This is a genomic window from uncultured Roseibium sp., assembly GCF_947499295.1.
GTDB lineage: Bacteria > Pseudomonadota > Alphaproteobacteria > Rhizobiales > Stappiaceae > Roseibium.
In genome coordinates, this window is the sequence record NZ_CANMNP010000002.1 from 461,893 (window position 1) to 487,215 (window position 25,323).

21 protein-coding genes and 1 pseudogene are annotated in these 25,323 nt (G+C 57.2%); 17 read left to right on the forward strand and 5 right to left on the reverse strand.

Going from position 1 to position 25,323, the window contains the following annotated elements; all coding sequences use genetic code 11:
- The first annotated feature begins 2 nt into the window (after positions 1-2).
- The 17 genes and pseudogenes from Q0835_RS06190 (at position 3) to Q0835_RS06270 (ending at position 19,129) form a co-directional block, all read left to right on the forward strand.
- Complete coding sequence (locus Q0835_RS06190; RefSeq protein ID WP_298814036.1) at positions 3-812, forward strand: ABC transporter ATP-binding protein; 810 nt, start codon at positions 3-5, stop codon at positions 810-812.
- Positions 805-2,970, forward strand: a complete 2,166-nt coding sequence (locus Q0835_RS06195) for an ABC transporter permease (protein WP_298959370.1) — start codon at positions 805-807, stop codon at positions 2,968-2,970. The genes Q0835_RS06190 and Q0835_RS06195 overlap by 8 nt, the downstream gene beginning before the upstream one ends.
- On the forward strand, positions 2,967-3,800 hold the full coding sequence (locus Q0835_RS06200; RefSeq protein WP_298959507.1) for a phosphoenolpyruvate hydrolase family protein: 834 nt from the start codon (positions 2,967-2,969) through the stop codon (positions 3,798-3,800). Before Q0835_RS06195 ends, Q0835_RS06200 begins: the two co-directional genes overlap by 4 nt.
- Positions 3,801-3,821: 21 nt before the next feature.
- Complete coding sequence (locus tag Q0835_RS06205) at positions 3,822-7,310, forward strand: flotillin family protein (protein ID WP_298959373.1); 3,489 nt, start codon at positions 3,822-3,824, stop codon at positions 7,308-7,310.
- Positions 7,311-7,748 (forward strand): SRPBCC family protein, encoded by a 438-nt coding sequence (locus tag Q0835_RS06210; protein WP_298959376.1) that lies wholly within the window; start codon positions 7,311-7,313, stop codon positions 7,746-7,748.
- A gap of 36 nt (positions 7,749-7,784) precedes the next feature.
- Entirely contained in the window at positions 7,785-8,243 is a 459-nt protein-coding gene (locus Q0835_RS06215; protein ID WP_298959378.1) for a nuclear transport factor 2 family protein, read from the forward strand.
- Positions 8,244-8,261: 18 nt separating this feature from the next.
- On the forward strand, positions 8,262-8,705 hold the full coding sequence (locus Q0835_RS06220) for an SRPBCC family protein (protein ID WP_298959381.1): 444 nt from the start codon (positions 8,262-8,264) through the stop codon (positions 8,703-8,705).
- A 3-nt stretch (positions 8,706-8,708) separates the two neighbouring features.
- Positions 8,709-9,512 (forward strand): FAD binding domain-containing protein, encoded by an 804-nt coding sequence (locus Q0835_RS06225; protein ID WP_298813310.1) that lies wholly within the window; start codon positions 8,709-8,711, stop codon positions 9,510-9,512.
- Entirely contained in the window at positions 9,512-9,994 is a 483-nt protein-coding gene (locus Q0835_RS06230; RefSeq protein ID WP_298813308.1) for a (2Fe-2S)-binding protein, read from the forward strand. The genes Q0835_RS06225 and Q0835_RS06230 overlap by 1 nt, the downstream gene beginning before the upstream one ends.
- Positions 9,994-11,397: pseudogene (locus tag Q0835_RS06235) on the forward strand (molybdopterin cofactor-binding domain-containing protein); the annotation flags it as partial. The gene Q0835_RS06230 and the pseudogene Q0835_RS06235, both read left to right, overlap by 1 nt.
- A gap of 494 nt (positions 11,398-11,891) precedes the next feature.
- Positions 11,892-12,914: a molybdopterin cofactor-binding domain-containing protein gene (locus tag Q0835_RS06240; protein ID WP_298959384.1), complete on the forward strand. Its 1,023-nt coding sequence runs from the start codon at positions 11,892-11,894 to the stop codon at positions 12,912-12,914.
- A gap of 3 nt (positions 12,915-12,917) precedes the next feature.
- Positions 12,918-13,799 (forward strand): MoxR family ATPase, encoded by an 882-nt coding sequence (locus Q0835_RS06245; protein ID WP_298959386.1) that lies wholly within the window; start codon positions 12,918-12,920, stop codon positions 13,797-13,799.
- Positions 13,796-14,899, forward strand: a complete 1,104-nt coding sequence (locus tag Q0835_RS06250; RefSeq protein ID WP_298959388.1) for a VWA domain-containing protein — start codon at positions 13,796-13,798, stop codon at positions 14,897-14,899. The genes Q0835_RS06245 and Q0835_RS06250 overlap by 4 nt, the downstream gene beginning before the upstream one ends.
- Positions 14,896-15,771, forward strand: a complete 876-nt coding sequence (locus Q0835_RS06255) for an amidohydrolase family protein (protein WP_298959390.1) — start codon at positions 14,896-14,898, stop codon at positions 15,769-15,771. Before Q0835_RS06250 ends, Q0835_RS06255 begins: the two co-directional genes overlap by 4 nt.
- Positions 15,772-15,815: 44 nt before the next feature.
- Positions 15,816-16,664: an N-acyl homoserine lactonase family protein gene (locus Q0835_RS06260; protein ID WP_298813296.1), complete on the forward strand. Its 849-nt coding sequence runs from the start codon at positions 15,816-15,818 to the stop codon at positions 16,662-16,664.
- 63 nt (positions 16,665-16,727) lie between these two features.
- On the forward strand, positions 16,728-18,338 hold the full coding sequence (locus tag Q0835_RS06265) for an isochorismatase family protein (protein ID WP_298959393.1): 1,611 nt from the start codon (positions 16,728-16,730) through the stop codon (positions 18,336-18,338).
- 68 nt (positions 18,339-18,406) lie between these two features.
- The gene (locus tag Q0835_RS06270; protein ID WP_298959396.1) at positions 18,407-19,129 is read left to right on the forward strand and encodes an SDR family NAD(P)-dependent oxidoreductase; all 723 of its coding nucleotides are present in this window, start codon (positions 18,407-18,409) and stop codon (positions 19,127-19,129) included.
- A gap of 177 nt (positions 19,130-19,306) precedes the next feature.
- Here Q0835_RS06270 and Q0835_RS06275 read toward each other — a convergent pair whose 3' ends face one another.
- From Q0835_RS06275 to Q0835_RS06295, 5 genes are all read right to left on the reverse strand, one after another.
- Positions 19,307-19,978, reverse strand: coding sequence for a hypothetical protein (locus Q0835_RS06275; protein ID WP_298813289.1), 672 nt, complete (start codon positions 19,976-19,978; stop codon positions 19,307-19,309).
- 68 nt (positions 19,979-20,046) lie between these two features.
- On the reverse strand, positions 20,047-20,589 hold the full coding sequence (locus Q0835_RS06280; protein WP_298959399.1) for a hypothetical protein: 543 nt from the start codon (positions 20,587-20,589) through the stop codon (positions 20,047-20,049).
- Between the two features lie 56 nt (positions 20,590-20,645).
- On the reverse strand, positions 20,646-21,980 hold the full coding sequence (locus tag Q0835_RS06285; protein ID WP_298959402.1) for a caspase domain-containing protein: 1,335 nt from the start codon (positions 21,978-21,980) through the stop codon (positions 20,646-20,648).
- A 296-nt stretch (positions 21,981-22,276) separates the two neighbouring features.
- A complete protein-coding gene (locus Q0835_RS06290) occupies positions 22,277-23,725 on the reverse strand; it encodes a caspase family protein (RefSeq protein ID WP_298959405.1) in 1,449 nt (482 codons plus the stop codon).
- Positions 23,722-25,323, reverse strand: coding sequence for a caspase family protein (locus Q0835_RS06295; protein ID WP_298959408.1), 1,602 nt, complete (start codon positions 25,321-25,323; stop codon positions 23,722-23,724). Before Q0835_RS06295 ends, Q0835_RS06290 begins: the two co-directional genes overlap by 4 nt.

Genomic DNA, 25,323 nt, shown 5'->3' on the forward strand with positions numbered 1-25,323 from the left:
CCCTGCTTGATCGTGCCAGCTCTTCAGTTTCCGACCGCTTGAGTGCAACCGGCACAGCCAATGCGCTGGAGCTTCGCAACGTCAGCAAGATGTTTGGTGCATTGGCAGCGCTTTCCGAGATCGACATGACGGTCAAGCCCGGTGAGAGGCGCGCAGTGCTGGGATCCAACGGCGCTGGCAAGACAACGCTGTTCAACTGCATTACCGGTGACTTCGCCCCGACAACAGGTTCCATCCGCTTTTTTGGCGAGGAAGTCGCAGCGTTCCCGGCTCAGGAACGGATCCGGCGGGGTTTGCGCAGAACCTATCAGATATCTCTGCTGTTCACCGGCTTGAGTGTTTTGGACAATGTCTATCTGGCCTGTTGCGGCGTGTCGCGCGGGCGGTTCTCGTTTGTGCGCCCCGGACGGGACGACGCCTTGATGGCAAGCGCGGAAAACCTTGTTCAGGTGGTTCATCTGGATGAGCTTCGCGACACCAAGGTGGCCGATCTTTCCTATGGGCAACAGCGGCAGCTGGAAATAGCCATGGCACTTTCCGGCGCACCGCGTTTCATCCTGTTTGACGAGCCTGCCGCAGGATTGTCACCCACCGAACGGCGCGAACTGATCGAGATACTCACAGGTCTTCCCAGCCATATGGGTTTCATCATCATCGAACACGACATGGATGTCGCCCTGCGTGTCGCCGAATCCGTGACGATGATGCACAACGGAAGGATCTTCAAAGAAGGCAAACCGGCTGAAATCGAAGACGATGAAGAGGTGCAGGCTCTCTATCTCGGTGGCGAGGAGGGACTTGGGCATGGCTGACCGCTCCGCACCTGCGCTCGAGATCAGAGACCTGAATGTCTACTACGGTCACTCGCATGCCTTGCAGGGTGTCGACCTGACACTTGGCAATGGCGTTTTGTCCGTCGTTGGGCGCAACGGCATGGGCAAAACGACAACCTGCAAGGCGATCATGGGGCTTGTGCCGGTAGCTTCCGGCACAATCAGTCTGGCGGGCCGCAACCTTGCCGGTCTGGGCCCGGCGGAAGTCGCCCGGTTGGGTGTTGGATATGTTCCGCAAGGTCGCCGGTTGTGGCGTTCCCTGACGGTAGACGAACACCTGAAACTGGTGGCGCGCAAAGGAGGTGACTGGACCCCAGAACGCGTCTATTCGGTCTTTCCGAGGTTGGCCGAACGCCGCTCGAACGGAGGTGCGCAGCTTTCCGGCGGTGAGCAACAGATGCTGGCAATCGGACGGGCGCTGCTTCTCAACCCGAAGCTGCTTGTAATGGACGAGCCGACAGAAGGCCTGGCCCCGGTCATCGTCAATCAGGTTGCCGAGATGCTTGTGCGTCTCGGCCAGGAAGGTGACATCGACGTTCTAGTTATTGAACAGAATATCGGCGTTGCCTGTGCGGTTGCCGATCAGGTGGCCATCATGGTCAACGGCAAGATCAACAGGATCATGCCATCAGCTCAACTGGCGGCAGATCGGGACCTTCAACAGGCACTCCTGGGTGTTGGTCGCCATGCGCACGACGAGACCCCGGCACCTGCAAGGGTCTCGGAGACACCGGTGGGAACACCTGCCACCCCTTCCGTTGCCAGGATTTATGTCTCCAACCCGAAGATCCCCACACGCTGGTCAAAGCCGGTTCCGATCAGAGTGATTGAAAGTTCTGCACGGACAAGCACCGCCGCGGCGATTCCCTCTGCAACCGTGACACCATTCTCCGCTCAGCGGGCGAAGGCCGGGGCGACTGTCTATGTGGCAGGAACGCTGGACACCAAGGGTGCGGAGCTCCGCTACCTGCGCGATATATTAAAGGCGGAAGACCTGTCCGTTCAGATGATCGATCTTTCGACGAGTGGCAGGCCATCAGGTGCCGAGGTTCCCCCTCATGCGGTCGCAGCATTTCACCCGCGCGGTGCGAGTGGGGTTTTCACTGGCGACCGCGGTTCTGCTGTCGCTGCCATGACACTTGCATTCGAACGTTGGATGGAGGCCCAGTCGAGCGTTGCGGGGATCATCTCCGCGGGTGGATCCGGAGGAACGGCCTTGGTCACTCCGGCGATGCGCACGCTGCCGGTGGGCGTCCCAAAGATCATGATTTCAACGGTCGCCAGCGGGAATGTCGAGCAATATGTCGGCCCGTCAGACATCATGATGGTGCATTCGGTTGCCGATGTTCAGGGGCTGAATTCAATCACTCGCGAAGTGCTTGGCAATGGTGCCGGTGCGCTCGCAGGAGCCGTCAAGGCGAGCGCGAAACGCAAGCCTGTTGTGGATGCCAAGCCCGCCGTTGGCCTGACGATGTTCGGCGTCACGACACCTTGTGTGCAACAGGTCACCGCAGCCTTGGAATATGACTTCGACTGTCTGGTCTTCCATGCCACGGGCGTCGGTGGCCGCTCCATGGAAAAACTCATGGACAGCGGCATGCTGGCCGCCATTGTCGACCTCACGACAACGGAAGTCTGCGACAAGGTCGCCGGTGGTGTCTTTGCCGCCAGCGAAGACCGTTTCGGGGCTTCGATCCGCGCAGGCCTGCCATACATCGGTTCCTGCGGTGCGCTGGACATGGTGAATTTCAATGCACCTGACACAGTTCCGGAAAGATATCGCGGACGCACATTCTATGAGCACAATCCGCAAATCACCTTGATGCGGACAACGGTTGAGGAAAACGTCGAAATGGGACGCTGGATTGGCCAGCGTCTCAATGAAATGACCGCACCAGTCCGGTTTTTCATGCCCGAAGGCGGCGTTTCCCTGCTCGATGCTCCAGGCATGGCCTTCCATGACCCTGCCGCCGACGAAGCACTATTCAGATCCCTTGAAGACACTGTGCGGCAGACGAGCGAGCGCAGGTTGATCAGGGTGCCCCACAACATCAACGACCCCGAGTTCGCTGATCTGATCGTCACGACGTTCCGGGGCTTTTATTCCAGCCGGCGCAGCCGAGCAGCAGGAGACTGAACATGTTTGATCGCAGGAAACTTGTTTCCAGGTATCGCGACATGATCGCCAGGGGCGAGCCGATCATCGGTGGTGGCGCAGGCACCGGATTGTCAGCCAAGGGCGAGGAAGCAGGCGGAATTGACCTGATCGTTATCTACAATTCCGGCCGATACAGGATGGCGGGCCGCGGCAGTCTCGCCGGGCTGATGCCTTATGGCGACGCCAATTCGGTGGTGATGGAAATGGCGGGTGAAGTCTTGCCGGTTGTGCGCAACACACCGGTTCTTGCCGGCGTCTGCGCTTCGGATCCATTCAGGCTCATGGACAAGTTCCTGGACGAGGTCAAAGCGGCCGGATTTTCCGGGGTTCAGAACTTTCCGACGGTTGGCCTGATTGACGGCAACTTCCGTGCAAACCTGGAAGAAACCGGCATGTCCTATCAGCTTGAGGTGGACATGATCCGGATGGCTCACGAAAAGGATCTTCTGACCACGCCATATGTCTTTGCAACCGAGGATGCGGCCGCGATGGCTGCTGCGGGAGCCGATATCATCGTCTGTCACCTGGGGCTGACGACTGGCGGCAGTATTGGTGCTGGAACATCCCTCAAACTGGCCGATTGCCCGCAGATCGTCGATGAATGGTCCGAGGCGGCTCTTGAGGTCAATCCGGAAGCCATTGTTCTGGTCCATGGCGGCCCCGTTGCCATGCCGGACGACGCGGAATTCGTTTTGAAGAATACGCGCAACTGTCACGGGTTCTACGGCGCGTCTTCAATGGAACGCCTGCCGACCGAAATCGCTCTTGTCGAACAAACCAAAAAATTCAAGGAAATCCGCGGCTCTTGAGCCGGGGAGGGAGGATCGAAAATGGCTGGTCAGCTCATCGGACAACTGGTGCTGTGGCTCATTCTCGCAGTCATTGTGGTCTTCATCCTCTACTGGGTGATGCATTGGCTCTATCGGCGGTCGACCAAGGAAGTTGCCTTCGTCCGAACGGGATTCAGGGGAGAGAAGGTCGTGATCGACGGAGGTGCATTCGTCTGGCCGATCATTCACGACATCACACCGGTCAACATGAATTCGCTTCAGATGGCGCTGACCCGTGCAAAGGAAGATGCCCTGATTACCAAGGACCGCCTGAGGGTCGATGTCGATGCGGAATTCTATGTCCGTGTGGGCCAGACAAAGAAGGCCGTCAGTCTGGCCGCGTCCACATTGGGCCGCCGGACACTTGAGCCTGAGCGCATCCACTCGTTGTTGACGGGGAAATTCATATCCGCGCTGCGCACCGTTGCGTCCGAGATGACCATGGAAGAACTGCACGAGAACCGGCACGTCTATGTCGACAGGGTTCTTGAAGCGGCCCAGGTCGGTCTCGACAAGAACGGCCTTGAACTGGAAAGCGTTGCAATCACAGACATCGACCAGACCGGTATTGAATATTTCAACCCGTCGAACAGGTTCGACGCTGAAGGTCTGACGACTGTCATCAGGGATATCGAAGACAGAAGAAAGCTGCGCAATGACATCGAGCAGGACTCGATGATCCGAATTCGTACCCGGAACCTGGAAGCGGAAAAGCAGGTTCTCGATATCGAACGAGAAAGCGAGAAGGCGCGACTTGAACAGGAGCGGGAAATTGAGTTCAAGCGGGCGCAGCAGCACACCGATCTGGTGCGAGAGCGATCCGAGCGAGAAAAGGAAGCTGAACAGGCTTCACTGTTGAGCCGCGAAGCCATCGAGACGGCGCGGATCGAAAATGAAAGGCTCATTTCCGAGGCACGGATCGCATCGGAACGCGAAGTCAGGCAAAAGGAGATCGAACGTCAGCGGGTGATCGATGAAGCGGAAATAATAACCCGCGAAGCTGTTGAAAAAGCCAGGATCGGTCAGGAAAAGAACCTCACCGAAGAACGCATTCGCACGCAGCAGACCACGGAAGCAGCCGACATCGCGGCAAAGGAAGCCGTTGAAAAGGCGCGTATTGCTCAGGAACGCACCCTGACCGAAGCCCGGATCGCAAAAGACCGCGAAACCGAAGCGCTTGAAATCGAACGCCGTAAAACAATCGAGGAAACCGACATAGCAGCGCGTGAGATCGTGGAGAGGGCAAAGATCGCACAGGAAGACGCGATTACGGAAGCACGTATTGCCTTCGAGCTTGTTACGCGTGAAAGGGAAATCGAGCGCAATCTGGCAATTGAACAGGCGGAAATCGCGTCGCGCGAAGCCGCAGAAAAACTGCGCGTTGCGCAAGAGCAGACGGTCAATGCGTCTCGTATCGCGGCCGATCGCGAAACACGCCGCCTTGAAATCGAGCGGCAAAAGGCCCTCGAGGAAGCAGAGATCGCAAGCCAAAAGGCAACCGAGGCCGCTCGTATCGCGCGGGAGAAATCTCTTTCGGCAGAGCGTATTGCATCCGAACAGGCAACACGCGCACTCCAGATCGAGCAGCAGCGCGAAATCGAAATCGCCCAGATTGCTGCCCGCGAGGAGACCAACAAGACACGGATTGCCCAGGAAGAGCGGATCAGAAATCTCGAAATTGCCTCCAACAAGGCGATAGACGAGGCAGAGATCACCGCACGCGAAGCAGTCGAAAAGGCGCGAATTGCCCAGGACAAGCAGCTCGCCTTCGAGCGGATCGCAGCTCAGGAAGCAACGGACGGCCGCGACGTTGAACGTCAAACGGCATTGGATGCCGCCACCATTGCCGCCAAGGAGGCAACGGAAGCCAAGCGCATTGCGCAGGAGAAAGTCATCGCCGCCGAACGGATCGGTTTCGAGCAGGAAACACGTGCTCTTGAAATCGCCCGCAACAGGGCTGTTGAGGAGGCTGAGATTGCCGCACGCGAAGCTGTAGATGCCACGCGCATCGCGCAGGAAGCCAAAATCGCGTTGCAGCGCATCGAATGCGAAGAAGCCACCAGAGAACGGGATGTCGCCAGAGCGAAGGCCGTTGAAGCAGCAGAGATTGCAAAAGCCGAGGCGACCGAGGCAGCCCGCATTGCCAAGGAGAAAAAGGTCGCTGCAGAGCGCATTGCCTACGAACAGGATTTGAGAGAACGCGAGATCGCGCGCAATCGTGCTGTCGATGTCGCCAATATTTCTGCGCAGGAACTGGTCGAAGCCGCTCGCATTGCGCAGGAGAACAAGTTGCGCACGGCGGAAATCTCCAAAGAAGCCGAAGTCAGAAAACGGGAGATCGAACGCACCGAGGCGATCGAGACTGCAGAAGTTGCCTCACGCAGATCCGTCGAACAGCTCCGGATTGTCAAGGAGCAGGAAACGACTGCGGAGAAGATCGCCCGCGACGAGAAGATCCGGGCGCTCGAGATCGCTCGCAACCAGGCAATCGACCAAGCCCAGGTTGCCGCAGATCAGGCAATCGAGGCTGCAAAGGTCGCCAAGGAAAAGTCCATCGATGCCGAGCGTATCCTTGCCGAGCAGGAACTCGATGCGAAGAAGCTGGAGCGCAAGAAAGTGCTCGAGCAGCTCGAGATCTCACGCGTTCAGGCTCTGCGCGAAGCCGAAATCTCCAGCCAGGAAGAGATCGAGCGTGCACAGATCGCATCCGAGCGTGGTCTCGACGATGCCAGGATTGGTCATCAGACGGAGCGCAGGCGCCTTGAGATTGCGCGCGAGAAGGCCGTCGAAAGTGCCCAGATGGACAAGGCCATTGAGCTCTACAAGAAATCGCTCGATGAAAGTGCAGCCGCGGTAGAGGCCGAGGTTGCCAAGGCGCGGGCGACGGAAGCTGCTGAAAAGGTCAAGACGGCGCAGGAAACGGAAGTCGCAACACGCCGCAAGTCGGTCGATGTGGTTCTAGCGGAAAAGGAAGCAGAGGAGACACGTATTGCTGCCGACGCCGAGCGTGTTCGCAAGGCAGTGGAGGCCGAAGCTCAAAAGCTCATCAACGAGGCAGAAAACGTCCTCACCGATGCAGCACGCCACTCGCTCTTCAAGCGCAAGATGCTGGAGCATGTGGAAGGAATTGTCTCAGCGTCTGTCAAGCCGCTTGAGAAGATCAACGATATCAAAATCATGCAGTTGGGCGGAAGCGGAACTTCCGGCCTTGGCTGGGCGGACGGAAATGGCACAGGTACCGGCACCAGCGGTGGTGGAGGTGGCGGCGGCAGTCCGACAGACGAGGTCATCAACTCGGCACTCCGTTACCGGGTGCAAGCGCCGATGGTGGACAGTCTGCTCAGCGATATCGGGATCGATGGATCCAATCTCGCCAAATCGGACGTGATGAGAACCGCCAACGACATGACACGCGCCGCCAATGAGATGAAGCGGCTGAAGGCGGATGACAAACCCAAAGGCCAGACCACTTCCAAGGAGGGCAAGTGAATGGCGCGGGTCTACACCTCATCCGTGATTGATGCCCCCGCAGACAAGGTCTGGGAGCGGATCCGGGACTTCAACGGTCTGCCAAAATGGCATCCGAGGATACGAGAAAGCCGCATTGAGGAAGCGCTGCCAGCCGACAAGATCGGTTGCATCAGAAACTTCAATCTTCAAAACGGCGACAACATTCGAGAACAGCTGCTCGGTCTCTCCGACTACGACCTTTTCTACAGCTATTCCATGCTCGAGGGGCCCATGCCGTTGAGCGAATATATCGCGACGTTGCGTCTGACGCCGGTCACCGAGGGTGACCGCACATTCATTGAATGGTCGGCGGAGTTTTCCTGCGAACCGGACGTGGAAGACGAGTTGGTCGCCGGCATCGGCACCAATGTCTTTCAAGGTGGCTTTGAAGCGTTGAAGAGACATTTCGGAGGCTGAGTAGCAGGTTCCGCTGTCAAAATGGGAGGAAAGAAGATGAATTTCCAGAAAGTGGTTTTCGGGTTTGGCTTGATCCTGGGAACATCAAATGCATTGGCGCAGGATCTTCCGCCACTCGAAATTCAACCCAACGCAGAACGGGTAACCTTTGAGCATATCGATGCGCTGAACGCCTGCGACTGGAACCGGCTCATGGCGCAATATCCGGAAGAGGTTCTGTTCATTCTTCCAAATGGGGTCTGGATCGAAGGACGTCGCAACATCGGAGACGTCTTCGCGGGGTTCTGCAAATCTCGCGAAGATGGTGGCTTCAAGGGCGCAACCTTCATCGCGGAAAAGGTCAAGACCATTGGCGACACTGTGAATGTCTCCTGGCGTGTCGAGGCAGACTATCTGGCTGAGCCCTACAAGGGAGCGGATGCATATGTAACGCGCGATGGTCTGATGTATGTGCAGGTCACAACCTTTGATCCGGCTGACATGAAGTTCAAGTGAAAACAGAAAGTTAGCGCCGTGGTCAAGGTTGTTCGCAGCACAATAGTGAAGGCACCGATCGAAGCTGTGTGGGATGTCCTGCGCGATTTCAACGGCCACGATCGCTGGCATCCGGCAGTGGCGTCCAGCCAGATAGAGCGGGGTGGGAGTTCCGACAGGGTTGGCGCTGTCCGGCGCTTCAGGCTGAAGGACGGATCTGAACTCAGAGAGCAGCTTCTGACACTCTCCGATCTGGAACAGACCTTCTCCTATTGCCTTCTGGATACGCCCATTCCGCTTTTCAACTATGTCGCCCATGTCCGTTTGTCACCGGTCACGGACGACGACACCACGCTTTGGGAATGGCAAAGCCGGTTCGACACCCCGGCGGGCCGCAACAAGGAGCTTGCGGCCCTCGTCGGCGATGAAATCTATGTCGCCGGCTTTAAAGCCGTATCGGACTTTATGGGACTGGAGGCCTAACAGATGGTGACGATTACAACGGTCGAAACGCTCCAGGATGCAGCTGCAAACAAAGGCCAGGGAACTGCGTTCCTCGGTGGCGGCACTTTGCTCATGCGTGGTGTGAATTATGGTGATCAGAATGTGTCGCGCATCGTGCGGCTGCGGCAGCCCGAGAGCCTTGCGGGCGTGTCGTCGGAAGGAGAACGTGTCCGGCTTGGGGCATGCGCGACCATGGCAACAATTCTGAAATCCGCAGATGTCGCTTTTTTGCACGCTGTGGCGCGTGCCGTCGGCGGTCCGGCGATCCGCAACATGGCAACTGTCGGCGGCAATGTTTTTGCCCCGCATCCTTATGGTGATTTTGCCGTCGCCTTGCTGGCATTGGACGCAAAACTGCGCATGTCGGATGGCAGTGAATTGGAGTTGGAGCGTCTGCTCGCCGCGCGCGAGACGGAAACGCGTCTCATTGAATCTGTTTCGGCTATGCGCCCTGCCGGCGATGATTTCCGGTTTCTCAAAGTCACCCGGGTTAAGCCGCGAGGGGCGTCGGTGCTCAGTATCGCCGCGTGGCTGCCCAGACGGGCAGGCCGTATCTCCGGTGCACGCGTTGCGTTTGGGGCCATGGCGCCAACACCGGTTCGTACCCCAGCCGTCGAAGCCGCGCTCGAAGGTGTCAGTCTCGACCAAAACGGCATTGATCGCGCGCTTCAGAGTGTCGCCAACGACCTGAACCCACCAGACGACAGTTTGGCCTCCGGTTGGTACCGCAAGGAAGTCGCACCCGTGCATCTCAAACGTCTGCTTCTCGGGCAAGGAACGCGCTGATGTCCAAGACACCCGTACAATTCTCACTCAATGGATCTCCGGCAGCGGTCTTTGTCGATGACGCACAGAACCTTCTTGATGTTCTCAGACGCGGTGTTGGCGACTTGTCGCCGAAATACGGCTGCGGACAGGGCACCTGTGGGTCCTGCACCGTGCTGATCGATGGCGAGCCGCATTTGAGTTGTCTGACATTGGCGGAAACCGTAGAGGGCCGCGCCGTTGAAACGACAAACGGCCTGGCCGAAGGTCCGCAGCTTCATGCGCTCCAGGAAGCGTTCATGGAAAATTTTGCAGCTCAGTGCGGCTACTGCACGCCGGGTATGCTGATGGCAGCCAAGGCCTTGCTAGATCGAACACCAAGGCCGAGCCGCGAAGAAGTCATCGAAGCCATCTCGGGGAACATTTGCCGATGTACCGGTTATGAACCCATAATCGACGCCATCCTGGCTGCGAGCGGTCAACCGACACGGAGGACCGGCTGATGTCATCCGTGGAATTCCGCAAGGATCTCTTCAACGACGAACGTGACGATAATCTGCAGGAGATCGGCAAGCCGACACGCAGGCAGGATATTCTGGGTCACGTAACGGGCCGCTCACCCTACTATGATGATCATCTCTTTGATGGCCTCTTGCACATGCGGTGTGTCCGGTCGCCCCACCATCATGCGCGGATCAGGTCAATCGATACTGGCATGGCGGAGCGCATGCCCGGTGTCATCAGGGTGGTTCTCGCCCGTGATGTTCCGAACAATCTCAACACCTTGTTGTCGTTGATCAATTTCGGTAAAGACGAAGAGAAACTCATACAGGATACCAAGGTCGCCTACATCGGCGAGCCCGTCGCGGCCATTATTGCCGAAACCGACCGTCAGGCCCGTGACGCCTGCGCTGCAGTCAAGGTGGACTATGAGGTTCTGAACCACGTTCTGGATCCCGAAGAAGCGCTGTCTTCCGACGCACCGGTTGTCAACGAGATCTATCCGAACAACACGTTCGATTATCACGACCTCTACGATCATCAGAAACTCAGGTTCGGAGACGTCGAAAAAGGTTTTGCTGAGGCAGATCATATCGTCGAGGGCGAATACCAGATGTCGCCGATTGAACAGGCTCCGATCGAGACCTGCGGTGCCATTGCAGCCCCGGAAACCAATGACAGATACGTCTGCTACACCTCCACGCAAGCGCTGTTCTTCTCACTCGGGACGACCGCAAAGCTCCTGAATATGGCTTCGTCACGGCTTCACTTCATCGGCGGGACTGTCGGCGGTGGTTTTGGCGGCAAGGTCGACAGCATTGTGGAACCGCTGTCTGTCCTTGGAGCTGTATTGACCGGACGGCCTGTGAAATTCATGTGGGACCGCACCGAGGAAATGCAGGTCGGAGCCCCGCGCGGAGCGGAGCGCTGGCGGATCAAGGATGGCGTTGCAAGAGATGGCCGTATTCTGGCCCGGGCCTTTACCGGTTTCTTCGATGCGGGCGCCTACACCCGGCTCTCTTCATACGCGATCATCAAGTGTTCGGCGCATTTGCCCGGGCCATACACCATCCCCAATGTGGCCTCGAACGTCTTTTGTGTCTTCACAAACCGCACGCCCGCGACCGCAATGCGCGGCTTCGGCATCACAGGTGTCGACTTCGCCATCGAATGTCACATGGACAAGGTTGCGGAAACGGTCGGCCTGAATCCGATCGAGCTTCGGATCCTCAATGCCTATCGCGACGGCGATATGAAGCCGCACCGCAGGTTGGCAAAGAACACGGCCCTGATCGAGTGCTGCCAGGTCGCGGCACAAAAATCCGGTTGGAGCATCGGGGCCGATGCCACACGGCAGTCATCCCTTTTGGGTGGCGGGGGGGCAAGGGCGGAGATCCCGGAAACGGTAACCGACAGTGCCGGGCGAATAGGAGAGCGGAGGCGTGCACCTGTCCCGACAGCGCCGGGAGAAGGCGCTGCCAGCAAGGGGCATGTTCGTGCGGGGACACAAGGTATACCAATCGTTGCTGCCGCTCCCCAGGACGAAGACATGGTCATCGACCCTGCCCGCACGGGCTATAGGGGACCATCGTCCACACCGACAAGAATTCCCGATGCTGCGATGACGCCAGATCATTCGCTTCAGCCTGCGGCAGCCGCGGCAGCTCCGCCACCGGCAAGCCGGCCCGGCCCCGTGGCACCTCCAAGCAGCTCGCAATATCAGCAAGCAAAGCCACCTCCTCCTGCAGCTCAAATGGCTCCTGAGCCACCTGCTGCCCAACCCCCGGCAGTGCCGCAGCAACCCGCATCACAGCCCTACAAACCGGAGAAACCATTTTCACGCGGTGTCAATCGACCTGGCGTTTCCAGGTTCTTGTCCGGTTCAAGGAGACGCTGATCATGACTGTTCACAAGGGCCGCGGTTTTGCCTGCATCAACTATCCGATTGGCATGAACCTTGGTGGTGACCCTAGTCAGGCACTGGTTCATTCAACACCGGACGGCAAGTTCATGGTGTCCTTGTCCTCGATCGACCTCGGACAAGGTATGAAGTCGGTGACCCGTCAGATCGCGGCGGAAACGCTCGGGGTCCCGGTGTCGGACGTCTATGTCGATACCGCTGACAGCGACACGGGCCCGCATTGCATGGGCTCCTTCGCATCCCGTGGTACGCACCGGGTCGGTAATGCCGTGATCCGGGCGGCGACGGAAGCTCGAAAGGCGCTGCTGGAAGCCGCCGCTGAAGAACTTGAAGTCAACGCTTCGGACCTGGACACCGACGGTCAGGGAAACATTCACGTCAAAGGTGCCCCCAGCCGAACCATTACAGTTGCCGATACCGCAATTGCTGCGCAATTCAAGCAAGGGCGGACGTTGTCGGGCAGGGGGATTTTTCTGATCCCCCCTTCAGATGTTGACCCGGATACAGGTGAAATGACGCCAGTATCGTGTTTTGCGCATGCCGCATTGGTCGTTGATCTGGAAGTGGATGACGAGACCGGCGAGGTCACTGTCAGAGAAATAAACTCCGCTTATGAGGTGGGCCGCGCGCTCAATCCGCGTCTTGTTGAACAGCAACTGATCGGCGGTGCATGGATGGGTGTTTCCCATGCGCTTTATGAAACGACGGAACCCTACTATCCGGACAGGAGCCACGCTCCCACAGACTTCAATGCCTATCTGATGCCTGGCCCGGGTGAAGTGGTTGATCACAACATTGCCGTCCTGGAACGGCCAGCTGAAGACGCGCCATTTGGCGGCAAGGGGCCTGGTGAGATGTGTGCCAACCCTGTTCTGCCGGCTATTGCCAACGCCGTCTACAACGCTGTCGGCGTGCGCTGCGACACGCTGCCGATCACGCCGGAAAAGGTACTGCGCAGATTGATCGCCAACGGTGGTGCCCGCCCACAGGGAGTGCGGTGATCCATGCCCGTGAAGCCGTCCATCGTTGGAATTGATGGTCCAGACCGCCTGAGGGACGCGCTGAATGCCGCGCAGTATATTGCAGGCGACGACCTGTCGACGGCGGCCTATCTGGCCTTGGCCCTTGGAAAACCCTTGTTGCTCGAAGGAGCACCCGGTGTCGGCAAGACGGAAGCTGCCAAGGCCATTGCCTCGGTGCTTGGACGCCGTGTCGTGCGGCTGCAATGTTTTGAGGGCATAGACGCAGCATCCGCTCTCTACGAATGGAACTACACGCGGCAAATGCTCGCCATTCGGCAGGCCGGTGATGATTACATCAACATCTACGACGATCAGTTCCTGTTGCAACGCCCCATGCTGGAAGCACTACGCTCTCCTGAGGATTGTATTCTTCTGATCGACGAGATTGACCGATCCGACCAGGAATTCGAAGCCTTTCTTCTGGAGTTTCTGTCCGATTTTGCCATCTCCATTCCGGAAACCGGAACGGTGAGGGCGCTGCGCCCACCCGTTGTTGTTCTGACATCCAACCGGACACGCGACCTGCATGAAGCGTTGCGCCGGCGTTGTGTCTATCACTGGATCGACTACCCGGACATTCATCTGGAATCGCGGATCGTGATGGCGCGGGCCAGCTCTGTCGCTGAAGCAACTGCCGCGGCCGTTTCAGCAGCGGTGGCCAAACTCAGGACGGAGCCTCTTGCCAAACCGCCCGGCATTGCTGAAACGGTGGAGTGGGCCGAGGCCGCCACTCTGCTTCATGATCAGGGAGCAACTTGGCCCGAGGCGTTCCGCCGTGCGATCGGCGTTGCACTCAAGGACCATGACGACCTGGCGTTCCTGGAAGAGCGTATGGACAGCTTCATGCCGCAGGAGGCCGCATGACGCTTCCTGCCGCAACCAGACCCTTTGTCGAGTTTCCCGCGATCCTTCGTGCGCATGGATTTCCTGTCGCACCCGATCAGACGATGGGCTTCGTTGAAGCTGTGGGTCTGCTGGGGCCAAGAGACATGCGCGATATCAGAAACGCGGCAATTTCCATGCTGTCGGTGCCCAGAGAGCGACACCTTGAGTTCGATGCTTTGTTCAGGGCCTATTTCCTCGGTCAGGGTCTTGCCACGTCGATTGAAGATGGCGACGAAGAGGACGATCTCGAAGCCTTTGAGCCGACCGGAGCGCGGGTGGATGTTGAAGAGGGGGCGGACGAAGACGAAACCGGCGACCTCGCAACATCCGCAGAGCTTCTAAGCCGCCGGCAATTCGTTCCGGCAGACGCAAACGATGCCCTGAGACACCTCGCTCGTCGGGCGGAGAGGGATCTGCCCAGACGCCTTTCCTATAGGCGGAGTTTTTCGCAGCGTGGCGACCGCATCGATATGCGCAAGGCATTGAGACAGGCACTGCGCCGGGATGGCGAGGTCTTCGACCTTCCGGTGACCCGCAGGAAAACACGACAGCGCCGTATTCTTCTTCTGGTGGATGTCTCCGGGTCTATGACGGACCAGAGCGAAGCGACAATGCGGTTTGCGCACGCGCTGACCCAGGCCGCTGATCGCGTGGAAACATTCACATTCGGGACCCGGCTCACGCGCATCTCGCAGTCTCTGCGCATCAGAAATGCCGATCAGGCTCTTCAAACTGTTGGGGCCAGCGTTGCGGATTTTGATGGCGGTACCCGCATTGGCGATGCGCTTCAGGCGTTTCTTTCAGTGCCAAGGTTTGCGGGTCAGGCGAGAGGAGCAGCTGTGCTGATCCTGTCTGACGGACTGGAGCGGGGTGACCCTGCATCGCTTTTTGAAGCGGTCCGGAAGCTATCACGCTTGTGCTGGCGCCTGGATTGGCTGACCCCTCTGGCCGCCGATCCGCATTACGAGCCGCGAACCGAAGCATTGTCGGCCTGCCTGCCCTATCTCGACAGCCTAGTCCCGGGCGACAGGATCGAGGTGCTTTGCACTCATGTTCTCAGCCTATCGAGGTCTTCATGATAGATGCCCATCATCATATCTGGTTGCAGAAGGATCTGCCGTGGCTTCTGGGCCCGGAACAACCGCGCATTTTCGGACCTTATGAAGCGATCAAACGCGACTACCTTGTCGATGAGTTTCAGGCCGATCTGAGCGGAACCGGGATAACCAAGTCGGTATATGTGCAGGCCAACTGGGCGCCGAACTGGTTTGAGGACGAAGTTGCCTGGGTGCAATCGGTTGCCGATGCTTCAGGGTGGCCGCACGGCATAGTCGGCTATGCCGATTTCACGGTCGAAGATGTCAGGCCGCAATTGGACAGGTTGAAACGCTACCCGCTCATGCGCGGGCTGCGTCAGCAGCTGCACTGGCACGAAAACCCGCTCTACAGGTTTGCCGCCAGACCGGACCTGCCTGCCGATCCATTGGTTCAAAAGAACATTGCATACCTGGCCGACTACGACTGGAGCTTCGATTTGCAGGTGTTTCCTTCGCAAATGGACGATGCTGCCGATATGGCGGAGAACTGTCCCGATGTTCAGTTCGTGCTGATGCATGCGGGCATGCTGGAGGACACCAGCCAGAACGGCCTCAAGCTGTGGCGCAAGGGCATGCGGCGCTTGGCCGAGTGCGACAACGTTGCGACCAAACTATCGGCATTCGGCACCTTCATTCACCAGAACGATCCGGAATTTATCGCCTTCATGATCAAGCAAAGCGTCAGCCTGTTCGGTGCAGAAAGATGCATGTTCGGATCGAATTTCCCCATCGAAAAACTCTGGACCACATACGCAGATCTGTTTGCCGCCTTTCAGGACGGAGCAAAGGGACTGACCAAGGCAAAAAGGCAGTCAATTTTCAACGATACGGCCGAGCGGATCTATCGGCTTTAGCCGTTGTCTGCCGTCCGGTCTTTCATTCCATGGGAGTAATAGAAATGGCCCTTACCATCCACGTTCTGGACTACGGAGACATAGAGCTGGAGACATCGTTTCTCGTGCTCGGTCACGAATGCGGCAGAGTCCGCAGAGTGCCTGTCTATGGATTTCTGATCCTGGGCGGCACGCATCCTGTTCTCGTAGACACAGGCTATCGTGACAATGCGATCATGGAAAGCCTCGGCATGCGAGGGCTTCAGTTTCACGACAACATGATTGAAAACCAGCTTGCCAAACATGGTCTGAAACTGGGCGACATTCGTTACATCCTGCACACCCACTTGCATATCGACCATGCCGGCAAGGACGACAAGTTTCCGATGAACACCACTGTTGTTCTGAACCGGAAGGAAATGGAATTCTCTGTCTCCGGCATCATGTATCCGCAATATCCGAAGCCCGATATCATGCATCTTGTCGAACGGATTTACGAACCGGAGGCGATGCGCTTTCTGGATCTGGAGATCACCGGCGCGGAAGAAATCATTCCGGGTGTCTGGTGTGAAGCCGCAGGTGCGCACACCGAAGGGTCTATGAATGTCATCGTTGAGACCGCGGAGGGGCTCGCCTGCATCTGCGGCGATGTCATCTACGACTTCAACGATCAGATCGTGAACCACGTTTACACCAACAACTGGATGGAACCCCGTGTGACCGGCAACCACGCCGGGTCGAAACGTGAGGAGAAAGGCGCCATCAAGAAGCTCCTCAACAACTACACCTTCCTGCTGCCGGTGCATGACAAGCCCGCGAAAATTCAAAACCAGCAGGTGGTCGGGCGGCTCGGTATGAGCGTGCCGGGACCAATGACGGAAACCGTGCCGGAAAGGCAATGGTTTCCGATGTGATTTGGGCTGGCGAGAACGGCTTTGAAAGCTGTGCCGGCAAACGGGTGAAATTGGGAGGAGCCCATGGGCCACACTGTTGTTGACCCGAAATTCCGGGACCTGATCGACGAATTTGCACCGGTCAATCAGATCGGGACGGGATTTGTGTTCACCGAGGGGCCGATCTGGCACCCTGTGGAGAAGTTTCTCCTGTTTTCCGATATGCCCGGAGACGTCAGGCGAAAGTGGACGCCGGAAGCCGGTGTAAGCGAATACCTGCGGCCCTCCAACAAGGGCAACGGCATGACCTATGACGCGGAATTGAACCTCCTCGTCTGCGAACATGCGACAAGTTCCGTGGCCCGGTTTCGAAAAGACGGAACCCGCGAGGTTCTTGCCTCTCACTTTGAAGGCAAGGAACTCAATTCACCCAACGACATAGTGGTCAAATCCGACGGGACGATCTACTTCACCGATCCGACCTACGGACGGCTTGAACACTTCGGTGTGCCCCGGCCACTTCAGCAAGGGTTCCAGGGCGTTTACATGCTGCCAGCTGACCATCGGCCTGGCGATGAAGCGATCCTGGTGTCTGATCGGTATATGTTCACGCAGCCGAACGGTTTGTGTTTTTCACCCTGCGAGCGGTGGATGTGGGTCAATGACACGGAACAGGCGAATATCCGCATGTTCGATGTCGGCGAGGATGGCCGGCTCAAAAATGGCCGCGTCTTTGCCTCCGGCATTAAGGACGCGCTCAAAGCCGGTGTTCCGGACGGCATGAAGGCCGATACCAACGGCAATGTCTGGGTAACGGCACCGGGTGGGGTTTGGGTCTATTCGTTTGAAGGGCTGCTGATCGGCAAGGTGGAGGTGCCTGAAATGGTGGCGAACCTTCATTGGGGAGGTGACGACTGGCAAACCCTCTTCATGTGCGCCTGCACGTCCGTTTACAGCGTCCAGACCAGGGTCAGGCCGCGCAATGAGCCTTTCATGTATCCAAGGCCCTCGGGCGCTGGCAGCAATGCTCGGCCAGGGGGCTCCGAAGCAGCCCCGGTAAGCACAGAGAACGGCCTTCAGGTCTCGGGATGTCCGGCAATCGACCCGAAGAAAACCGCGCTTCTCATTCAGGATTTGCAAAACGATGTCATGATGGACGGTGGTGCCTTCGCCGAAACCGGCTCGCCGCAACATGCGCGGGATCAGAATGTCGTTGCCAACGCGATCGCGCTTGCAGAAGCCGCACGCCGAAAGGGCATTCCGGTCATTCACATCTGGATGGTCTGCGAGCCCGGCCACCCGCTTCTGTCCCAGCATGCGCCGCTCTTTCAGGGGTTAAAGGGGGAAAATGCGCTTGTCCGGGGAACTTGGGGTGTTGCGCCGGTGCCGGGGCTGGAACCACGACCGGGAGACCTCGTGTGCGAAAAGATGTCCATGAGTGGTTGGGAGACGTCACGTCTTGAAAGCTATCTTCGCCATGCCGGCATCGACACGATTATCAACACGGGGTCCTGGACAAACATGAGCGTGGAACATACGGCCCGCACCGCGGCAGACAAGGGGTTTCAGGTCATCGTGCCGGAAGACGCCTGTTCCACCATGAACGCGGACTGGCACCGGGCCTCAATCAACTTTGCCATGCAGAATGTCGCCAGTGTGACACGCACGTCCTCTGTGGTCTCGGCGCTGTCATGAAGATAGTCTCGCCATGAAGCCAATCGACCAGATCATGGCGGCACGGGTGCCGGGTTCAGGAGATCAACATGCAGGAAATTGCGATTGTTACGGGCGGCGCCCAGGGCATTGGTCTTGCATGCGCCAAGCGCTTGCGGGAAAAGGGCGTTGAAATCGCATTGTGGGACATCGATGAAACTGTGCTGAAACCCGCAGCGTCAGAGATCGGCGCTGTTCCGATCTGTGCCGACATCTCCAATTGGGCCTCGGTCACCGCGGCGATGGAAGAAACCGTGTCAAAGGCAGGTGAGCCCTCAATTCTGGTGAACTCGGCAGGGATCGCAGGCCCGAATGCGGTGATCGAAGACTACCCGCTGGAAGACTGGTGCCAGATTTTTGACGTCAACACCACCGGCTCATTCCACATGTTGAAGGCCGTTCTTCCGGGAATGAAGCAACGCAACTATGGGCGTATTGCCCTGATCGCCTCTGTTGCCGGCAAGGAGGGCAATCCCAACGCGTCCGCCTACAGCGCATCTAAAGCTGCGGTGATGGCTCTCGCCAAGAGCGCAGGCAAGGAATGCGCGTCATTCGACATTGCCGTCAACGCCGTCACCCCGGCCGCCGCGCGCACGCGCATTTTCGACCAGATGAGCAAAGAACATATCGACTACATGCTGTCCAAGATCCCGAGGAACCGGTTTCTGGAAGTCAAGGAAGCAGCCGACATGATCGCCTGGCTCTGCGACCGCGAAAACAGCTTTGCAACCGGCGCCGTGTTTGATCTGTCCGGCGGAAGGGCAACTTACTGACTTTCTGCGATGATGGTATCGCGCCCCGGCGGTTGATTGGATGTTGCCTGCTTGAGCAGAGTTAGTGCGCGTTGACCCCGGCGGGCCGGGCCAGCTGGCTCTCTAACCGAATTGTTTCTACTTCAAGCTCTTGATGTGGGCCAGTTTACACTGATGAAACAATAGCTGTTTCGCTTACTAACGAATACTGCAACTTCCCGTGGTGGCTGTGCTTTTCGAGGTGTAACGCCATTTTGTGGAGCCGCCATAAGCCGAGAGGCAAATGCCGTCGCAATAGGCGTCCGTGGCATTTGAGGAAGAGGTATAGCTGACAAACTTGCAGCTATTGCCGTCGAAAGAGAGTTTGTAGCTGCGTTTGGTCGTGCGGCTTTCAGCGGGGTCTTTCTCTTCTTCAGTGATCTCGATAATTCCGTTTCGATAAGAGTAACGTGAGCAGAGATCGCGCCTGTAGCCTTCTTCGATCTGCAATTCGACGCAAACGGTCTTGCCCTTGCCGGCAATGCTGCCGGATGAATTCACGCTGCGCCCGTTCACGAAGACAACGCCTGACGGTGTGTCCGGGTCGGCGATCAGGAGCCTATCGTCATTCTGCCGGATAAGAACGGCTTTCTTGGAGGTTCCGCGTTGCGTTTCGGTGAACGAACCCCTGTCGGTTTGCGAATAAGAATCTCGCCGTTCGAAATTTGTATTGGCGACGAAAAACAAGGCCTTGCCATTGAGATCAAGAGACTGAGGTGTTGCGCGCGCTGTATTCTGAGTGGCGGCTCCACCATCATCTGACGTTGATTGGCAGCCGGCGAGCGACAACGCGATCCCGATAAAGATCAGTGCAAATGTGGATTTTGGCATGCGATGCTTCCCTACGAGGTCTTTGTAGCCAAAGCCTGGCTCGAGTGTTTTTGTCGATTGAACTAAGGTTAAGACCCAGGAGGTCCGTTAAGAACGCTGCAAATTGCCTGTTTTGCGGCCGTATAGGAGAGCGTCTTGCCACCGCTTGACACATTGTCCGCATCAAAACGTGTGACCTGACAGGAGTTGCCATTCAGTCTGATCTTGGAAGTGAACTGGACTTTAAACTGCATTCCGTTGACGACACGTTTGTCGATGTATTTGTGGACTGCCGTGAAGCCGTTGCCGGAAACCTTCAGTCGCGCCTCGGTAATGGATCCGCTGGACCGCTCAACACCCTTTGACTGCCCTTTGCGAATGCGAATGCCGCCGCCGTCGCCAGTGTAGTAGAAGGCATCGCCGTTCTTGGCGAAATAAACCTGATAAGGCGTTTTGAACGTTCGGCGTTTATAGCATGCACGTACGCCTACGGGATGACTGCAGACTGTGTAAGAGACCACCCATTTCACCGTTTTTCCGGATGGGGGTGCCGCTTGCGCCGGCAAAGCCAGTACGACGGCAGCAAGAAATAGCGCTGACACGCTTGTCAGCCAATAGAATGTCTTTCTCATATAAAAGCCCCAAAACCCCAATACTGTTTTTGATGCGCCCCGGTTGACGGTGGCGTTCAGTCGCAAAATTGCTCTCCGTTGAAAACGAAACAATTGGACCCGCCGCTGCTTGCGGGCCGTGTCGTCTGTGTTGTTGTTCGTTGTGGCGTGTAACACACGCCCTTGCTAGACAGTTTCTTGCCGCTCGGACATGACTTGGTGACACAGGTATTGCCAACAAGGTTTTCGGTCACCTTGCAGACAAGCGGGCAGACCCTATTGTCAAACTCCCGCAATTGTCTGAGAAACTCGCCGTTGGGTTCTATCGAGGCCAGGCGCAGGTTTGAGTGGCGGTTGAACAGGTCGGCGGCGGAACGACTGCCACGACCCCACACACCATCTGGCGATCCGGCATTGCAGCCCAGTCTGTTCAGCTCAAGCTGAACGGCGCGGGCAAGTTCTTTTGGGTCGCTTGGCACCGGCTGATTGTTCTCGGGTGCGACAGTCTCCGTGGGAGCCGTCGTCGCCGGATTGAGGTTCGCTTGTTGCTGGGGTTTGTTTTCAAGTTCTTTCAGACGTTTGGCGGCAACCGCGGCGAACAGTCCGTTCGGGAATTTTTCAAGATAGGCACGCAGTTCGCTAGTAGTCGGGTCGTCTCGAACGGCTGACCAATAGGCCACATCAAGATCGGACGTGCTGACCGAGGGGCTCAATGCGCTCGTCTGTGCGTCTTCGTCTTCGGGATAAAAGTAAAAGTCGCCGGTAATCGAACTCACCTCCCAAGGCACCTGCCGATCACCGGTTTCCTGAAGCACATCTCGGCGAGCCTGCTTGAAGACGGATTCGATCGGTTTGCCTGGACTATCCACGATGGCGCGGCTCAGTGCAGCCGTGTAGGGGGAGTTGTTGGTGGCACCATCAAGGGCGACCTGGCCTGGCGAGGTCGCATAGGCGATCAAAGTGCCCATGGGCGCGTCGACGGGCGCAAGTCCACGTGTTGCTGACCGAAAGGCTCCTTTGAACGGGTTGTTCCTACACGCGTCCAGCACAACGATATTGACGGGGCTGTTGGATGAATTCATCACGCGAAGAAAGTCATTGACGTTGATTCCCTCCAGGTCGACTTCATCTTCGTCCGCAAGCGTGGCATTGACCGGAATAAGATAGTTTTCACCGCGCACCTGAACGCCGTGTCCGGCGTAGTAGATTAGGCCCGCCTCAACATCGGAATTGCGCAGTACGCGGCCGAACTCCAGCAGCTCTTTTTTCATTTTCCGATAGTCGGCGTCGATCAGCTGCCGCACTTCGAACCCCGCCTCGATCAGCGTTTCAGCCATCAGGCGTGCGTCGTTTTCCGGATTGGAAAGAGATTGGATGTTTTCGTAATTCGAGTTGCCAATGACAAGCGCCACCCGGCTCGCAGCAAGTGCGGCCTGCGTCGACCAAAAAACCTGCAAGACCAAGAAAGCAAAGAATATTTTTTTTAAAATATAAAATCGCCCCGACAGATGACCTCTCACCCGACTGCTCCTGTAATAAAAAGCTGGCTGCTGAAAGCGCTTTCAAATTCCCCTGGGGCATACTAGGCAGACGATTTTGCCGCTGTCCAGCAGGACAGGTTGTAAAAGCGCCTGTTTCTGTTTTTCATCGGGATATCGTGAAAAAATCCGCAGGTCTCTACTTAGCCGAATGTGAGCAGCCTCCAGCTTTAGGGCTTGATCTGGTAATCCTCATATCCGGAAGCCCAACGGACACTTCGGTTGCTGGCATCGCGCGTCCAAGGCTGATTGAGACGTGCGGAGAGCTCTTTCAAAAAGATCATCTTGCCAGAGATTGGTTCAAGCTCGCCATGTTCGCGAAGCAGATCTTCCAGTTCGACGGGGTCCTCAGTCACGATGGCGAGAAGCCTTCCTGTACCCGCAGGCGCTTGTGCCTCGAAAACAAAGCCGTAGGTGGGATCAGGAACCGTCAATACTGAACCGGCTCGAATACGTCCGGTTTTGCCAGCCTGCCGATCCTCATCGGTTGGAAACAAAAGCACAAGTTCTTCTTCGGCGGTGATATCCAGAAGAGTCAGGTAACCGTCAAGTCCGCTGGTCAGCCGGAACTGGACCTCATCGCCAATGCGATGGGTATTTCCCGGAAGAATATCCACGCGGATTTCGGCCGAATTCAGTTCAGGCACCACGTCAGAAACGTCTTCTGCGGCGCTCCATTCGACAGCCTGGACCGGCGCGCCCGCCAGCATTGGCTGTAAGATGAAAGCTTCGTTGCGGGGCGATATGTTGGGCGTGAACTGAAGTTCGCGACACTGCGCGACCTGTTTGCACCACCTTTCCGTCTTCGGTCTGATGTAGTTCATGAGTTCTGCACTGGTAATTCTGTTGTTGCCGTTCAAGTCAGCAGCGCCAGTGCTCAATCCCTCGATAAGATTGCGAGTGAAGATACCATAGCCACGAGATTCCCAGGCCAGTTGGTGGGGAAGTGCGGCGGAAAAAGTTATGTGCGAACCGGCGTCGCGAGCGAGTGGATCTTCTGTCCGGGACGTCTGCGGAACAGACCTTGCCCCGCTACCAAATGGCAAGTAGCGCGCTCGCACGTCGGCCTCGTTCGCGGGTTCCTTGCCGAAGATATCCCGATTGATGGTGCCGGAATGGCAGGAATCGGCGATCAGGATCACTTCACGCCCCGGAAGCGCTGACAAGGCTTTGCCGATTTCGTCGTCCAGCACCATGTCCTCTGCGACATTGCCTCGGCGCCCGTAGTCATATGGAACAAAGGTCTCGTCTTCGCCATCTTCCTCATCGCCGTTCCTGTCGGGTACATGGGACCCGTGACCGGAATAGTAGATTACAACTCTGTCGCCCGGGCTGGTCTGATTGGCAAGCCAGCCTGAAATGGATGATAGGATATTGTTCTTTGTGGCGTCCTTGTCCCTGAGGATGCGAATGTCCGATGGAGTAAACTTCCAGTGGCTTTGCAGAAAGGAGGACATGGCGCGCAAATCATTTGCCGGCCCGATCAATTGTGCGCTTGGCGGAAGATGTGGATAGTCGCCGACCCCAATCAGCAGTGCCTTTTGAGCAGCCTGTGCCGCTGGAAGCAGGAAGAAGTAAAGCACCAACGTTGCCAGAAAAGGGCCGGTTTTTGATGTCACGGGGTTTCATCCTTTTCGCGGGTGTAAAGACCGACCCAATCAAGCCCGAATTGCTGGCCGTCCAGAAGCACTCGAAAGTCCTTGGCCAGATTTTCAAGGTCTGCCGTTCCGTTTGCCAGTTTGATCAGCGACACCAGACCAGTCATCGGTGTCGGCGATGACAAGGCAATCAGGTGGTCTGCTCCGAGCGGCGGAACGACTTGTGAGGTAAAGCGTTCCGTCCGCTCAAGCCGTAATTTGCCGGCTGCCAGACCGCGCCCCCCGGAGCGAACGGGAGCGACCAGCTGGATTTTCCCGGTCGCAGCCAGATTAAAAAGCAGAATGTTTTCGTGAGAGCCGGAAACCATCTGAAAGGTCACGCGTTCTCCAGCCTTGTAGACACGGCTTCCATCACGCAGCGAAACGTCCGGATCTTCCGTGGATTTCAATTCGGCTAGAAAAGCCAGAAAGCGCCACTTGTCTATCGCACCTTGCAAGGCTGCTGCGCTCATCTCATCCGAAATTCGAGTGACCCGATCACCAGCTCTGTTGTAAAGCCAGCCCGCTTCTCCATCCAGGATCAGATCGGCCCGGGTTTTGTCTGCGACTTCCTTCACGCCAATGAGTTGTGGCAACCGAAAATCTGGCGTCCGGTAAAGCGAAAGGCCTGGCAGTCCAGTGCTCACAGGTTCCGTGCCACCACCAAATGCCGTCGGAATCGGGATCGACAATCCCCGGGAACCTGCATTGACTTCGGGTCGCTGGCGGCGTTCCGAATAGCGTTTGACCGTGCGGTTGATGTACCGCTTGAGCTCCGCAGTGCTCAGGACGGAATTCTTGTCCTTATCGGCAGCTCCTTCCAACGCACGCGAAAATGCATAGGAAAGCGCCCCTCGAACCTGGTCCTTTATCCGATATTCCTGGGTAACCTTGTTTTGATCCTGGGCGTAGAGCCAGACGACGCGTTCCAGCGCCTTCTCGCTGACTTCGCCAAGTGCCTCGACACGTTGTGGAATAAGGTCCTCACTAGGGTCAAGTGAGACCTGTGCTACCCTGGAGTTTGCCGGCAGACTGGGATCGATATCGCGGGTCATTCCGCCCGCAAAACAACTGTCCGCGACGAAAACGACAGTTGCTTCGGCTTCTTCAGCCAGCAGATGGCCGATCTCGTTGTCGATCAGGCGCTCGTTGACCCCAGGGCCGGTTTCGTTGAACCCCGACAACAGGAACATGTTGTCGAATGCCTCGTGGCCATCAAGGATCGCCGGCTGTCGGGCACCGTGTCCGGCATAGTGAAAGATCAAAGTGTCATTTTCTCCCGCGCGTTCGGTCAACGCGCGCCATGCAGAGAAGATTGCTTCACGCGTCGCGTCCTCGTCGGTGATCAAGGTAACTTTCCTTGCACCGATCGCCTCCAGGGTTTGCGCAACATCTTTGGCATCATTGGTTGCACCCTTGAGGTCGGAAAGAGTGCTGTACCGGTCAATTCCGATCACCAATGCATAGAGATCGCCGGCTGCTGCCGAGGTTGGAGCGATTGCGATCGCCAACCATAAGACAACTTTGAAAATGTGTGTCCGCACTTGCACACGAGGTCTTTTGACAATGGGTTCCTTCAT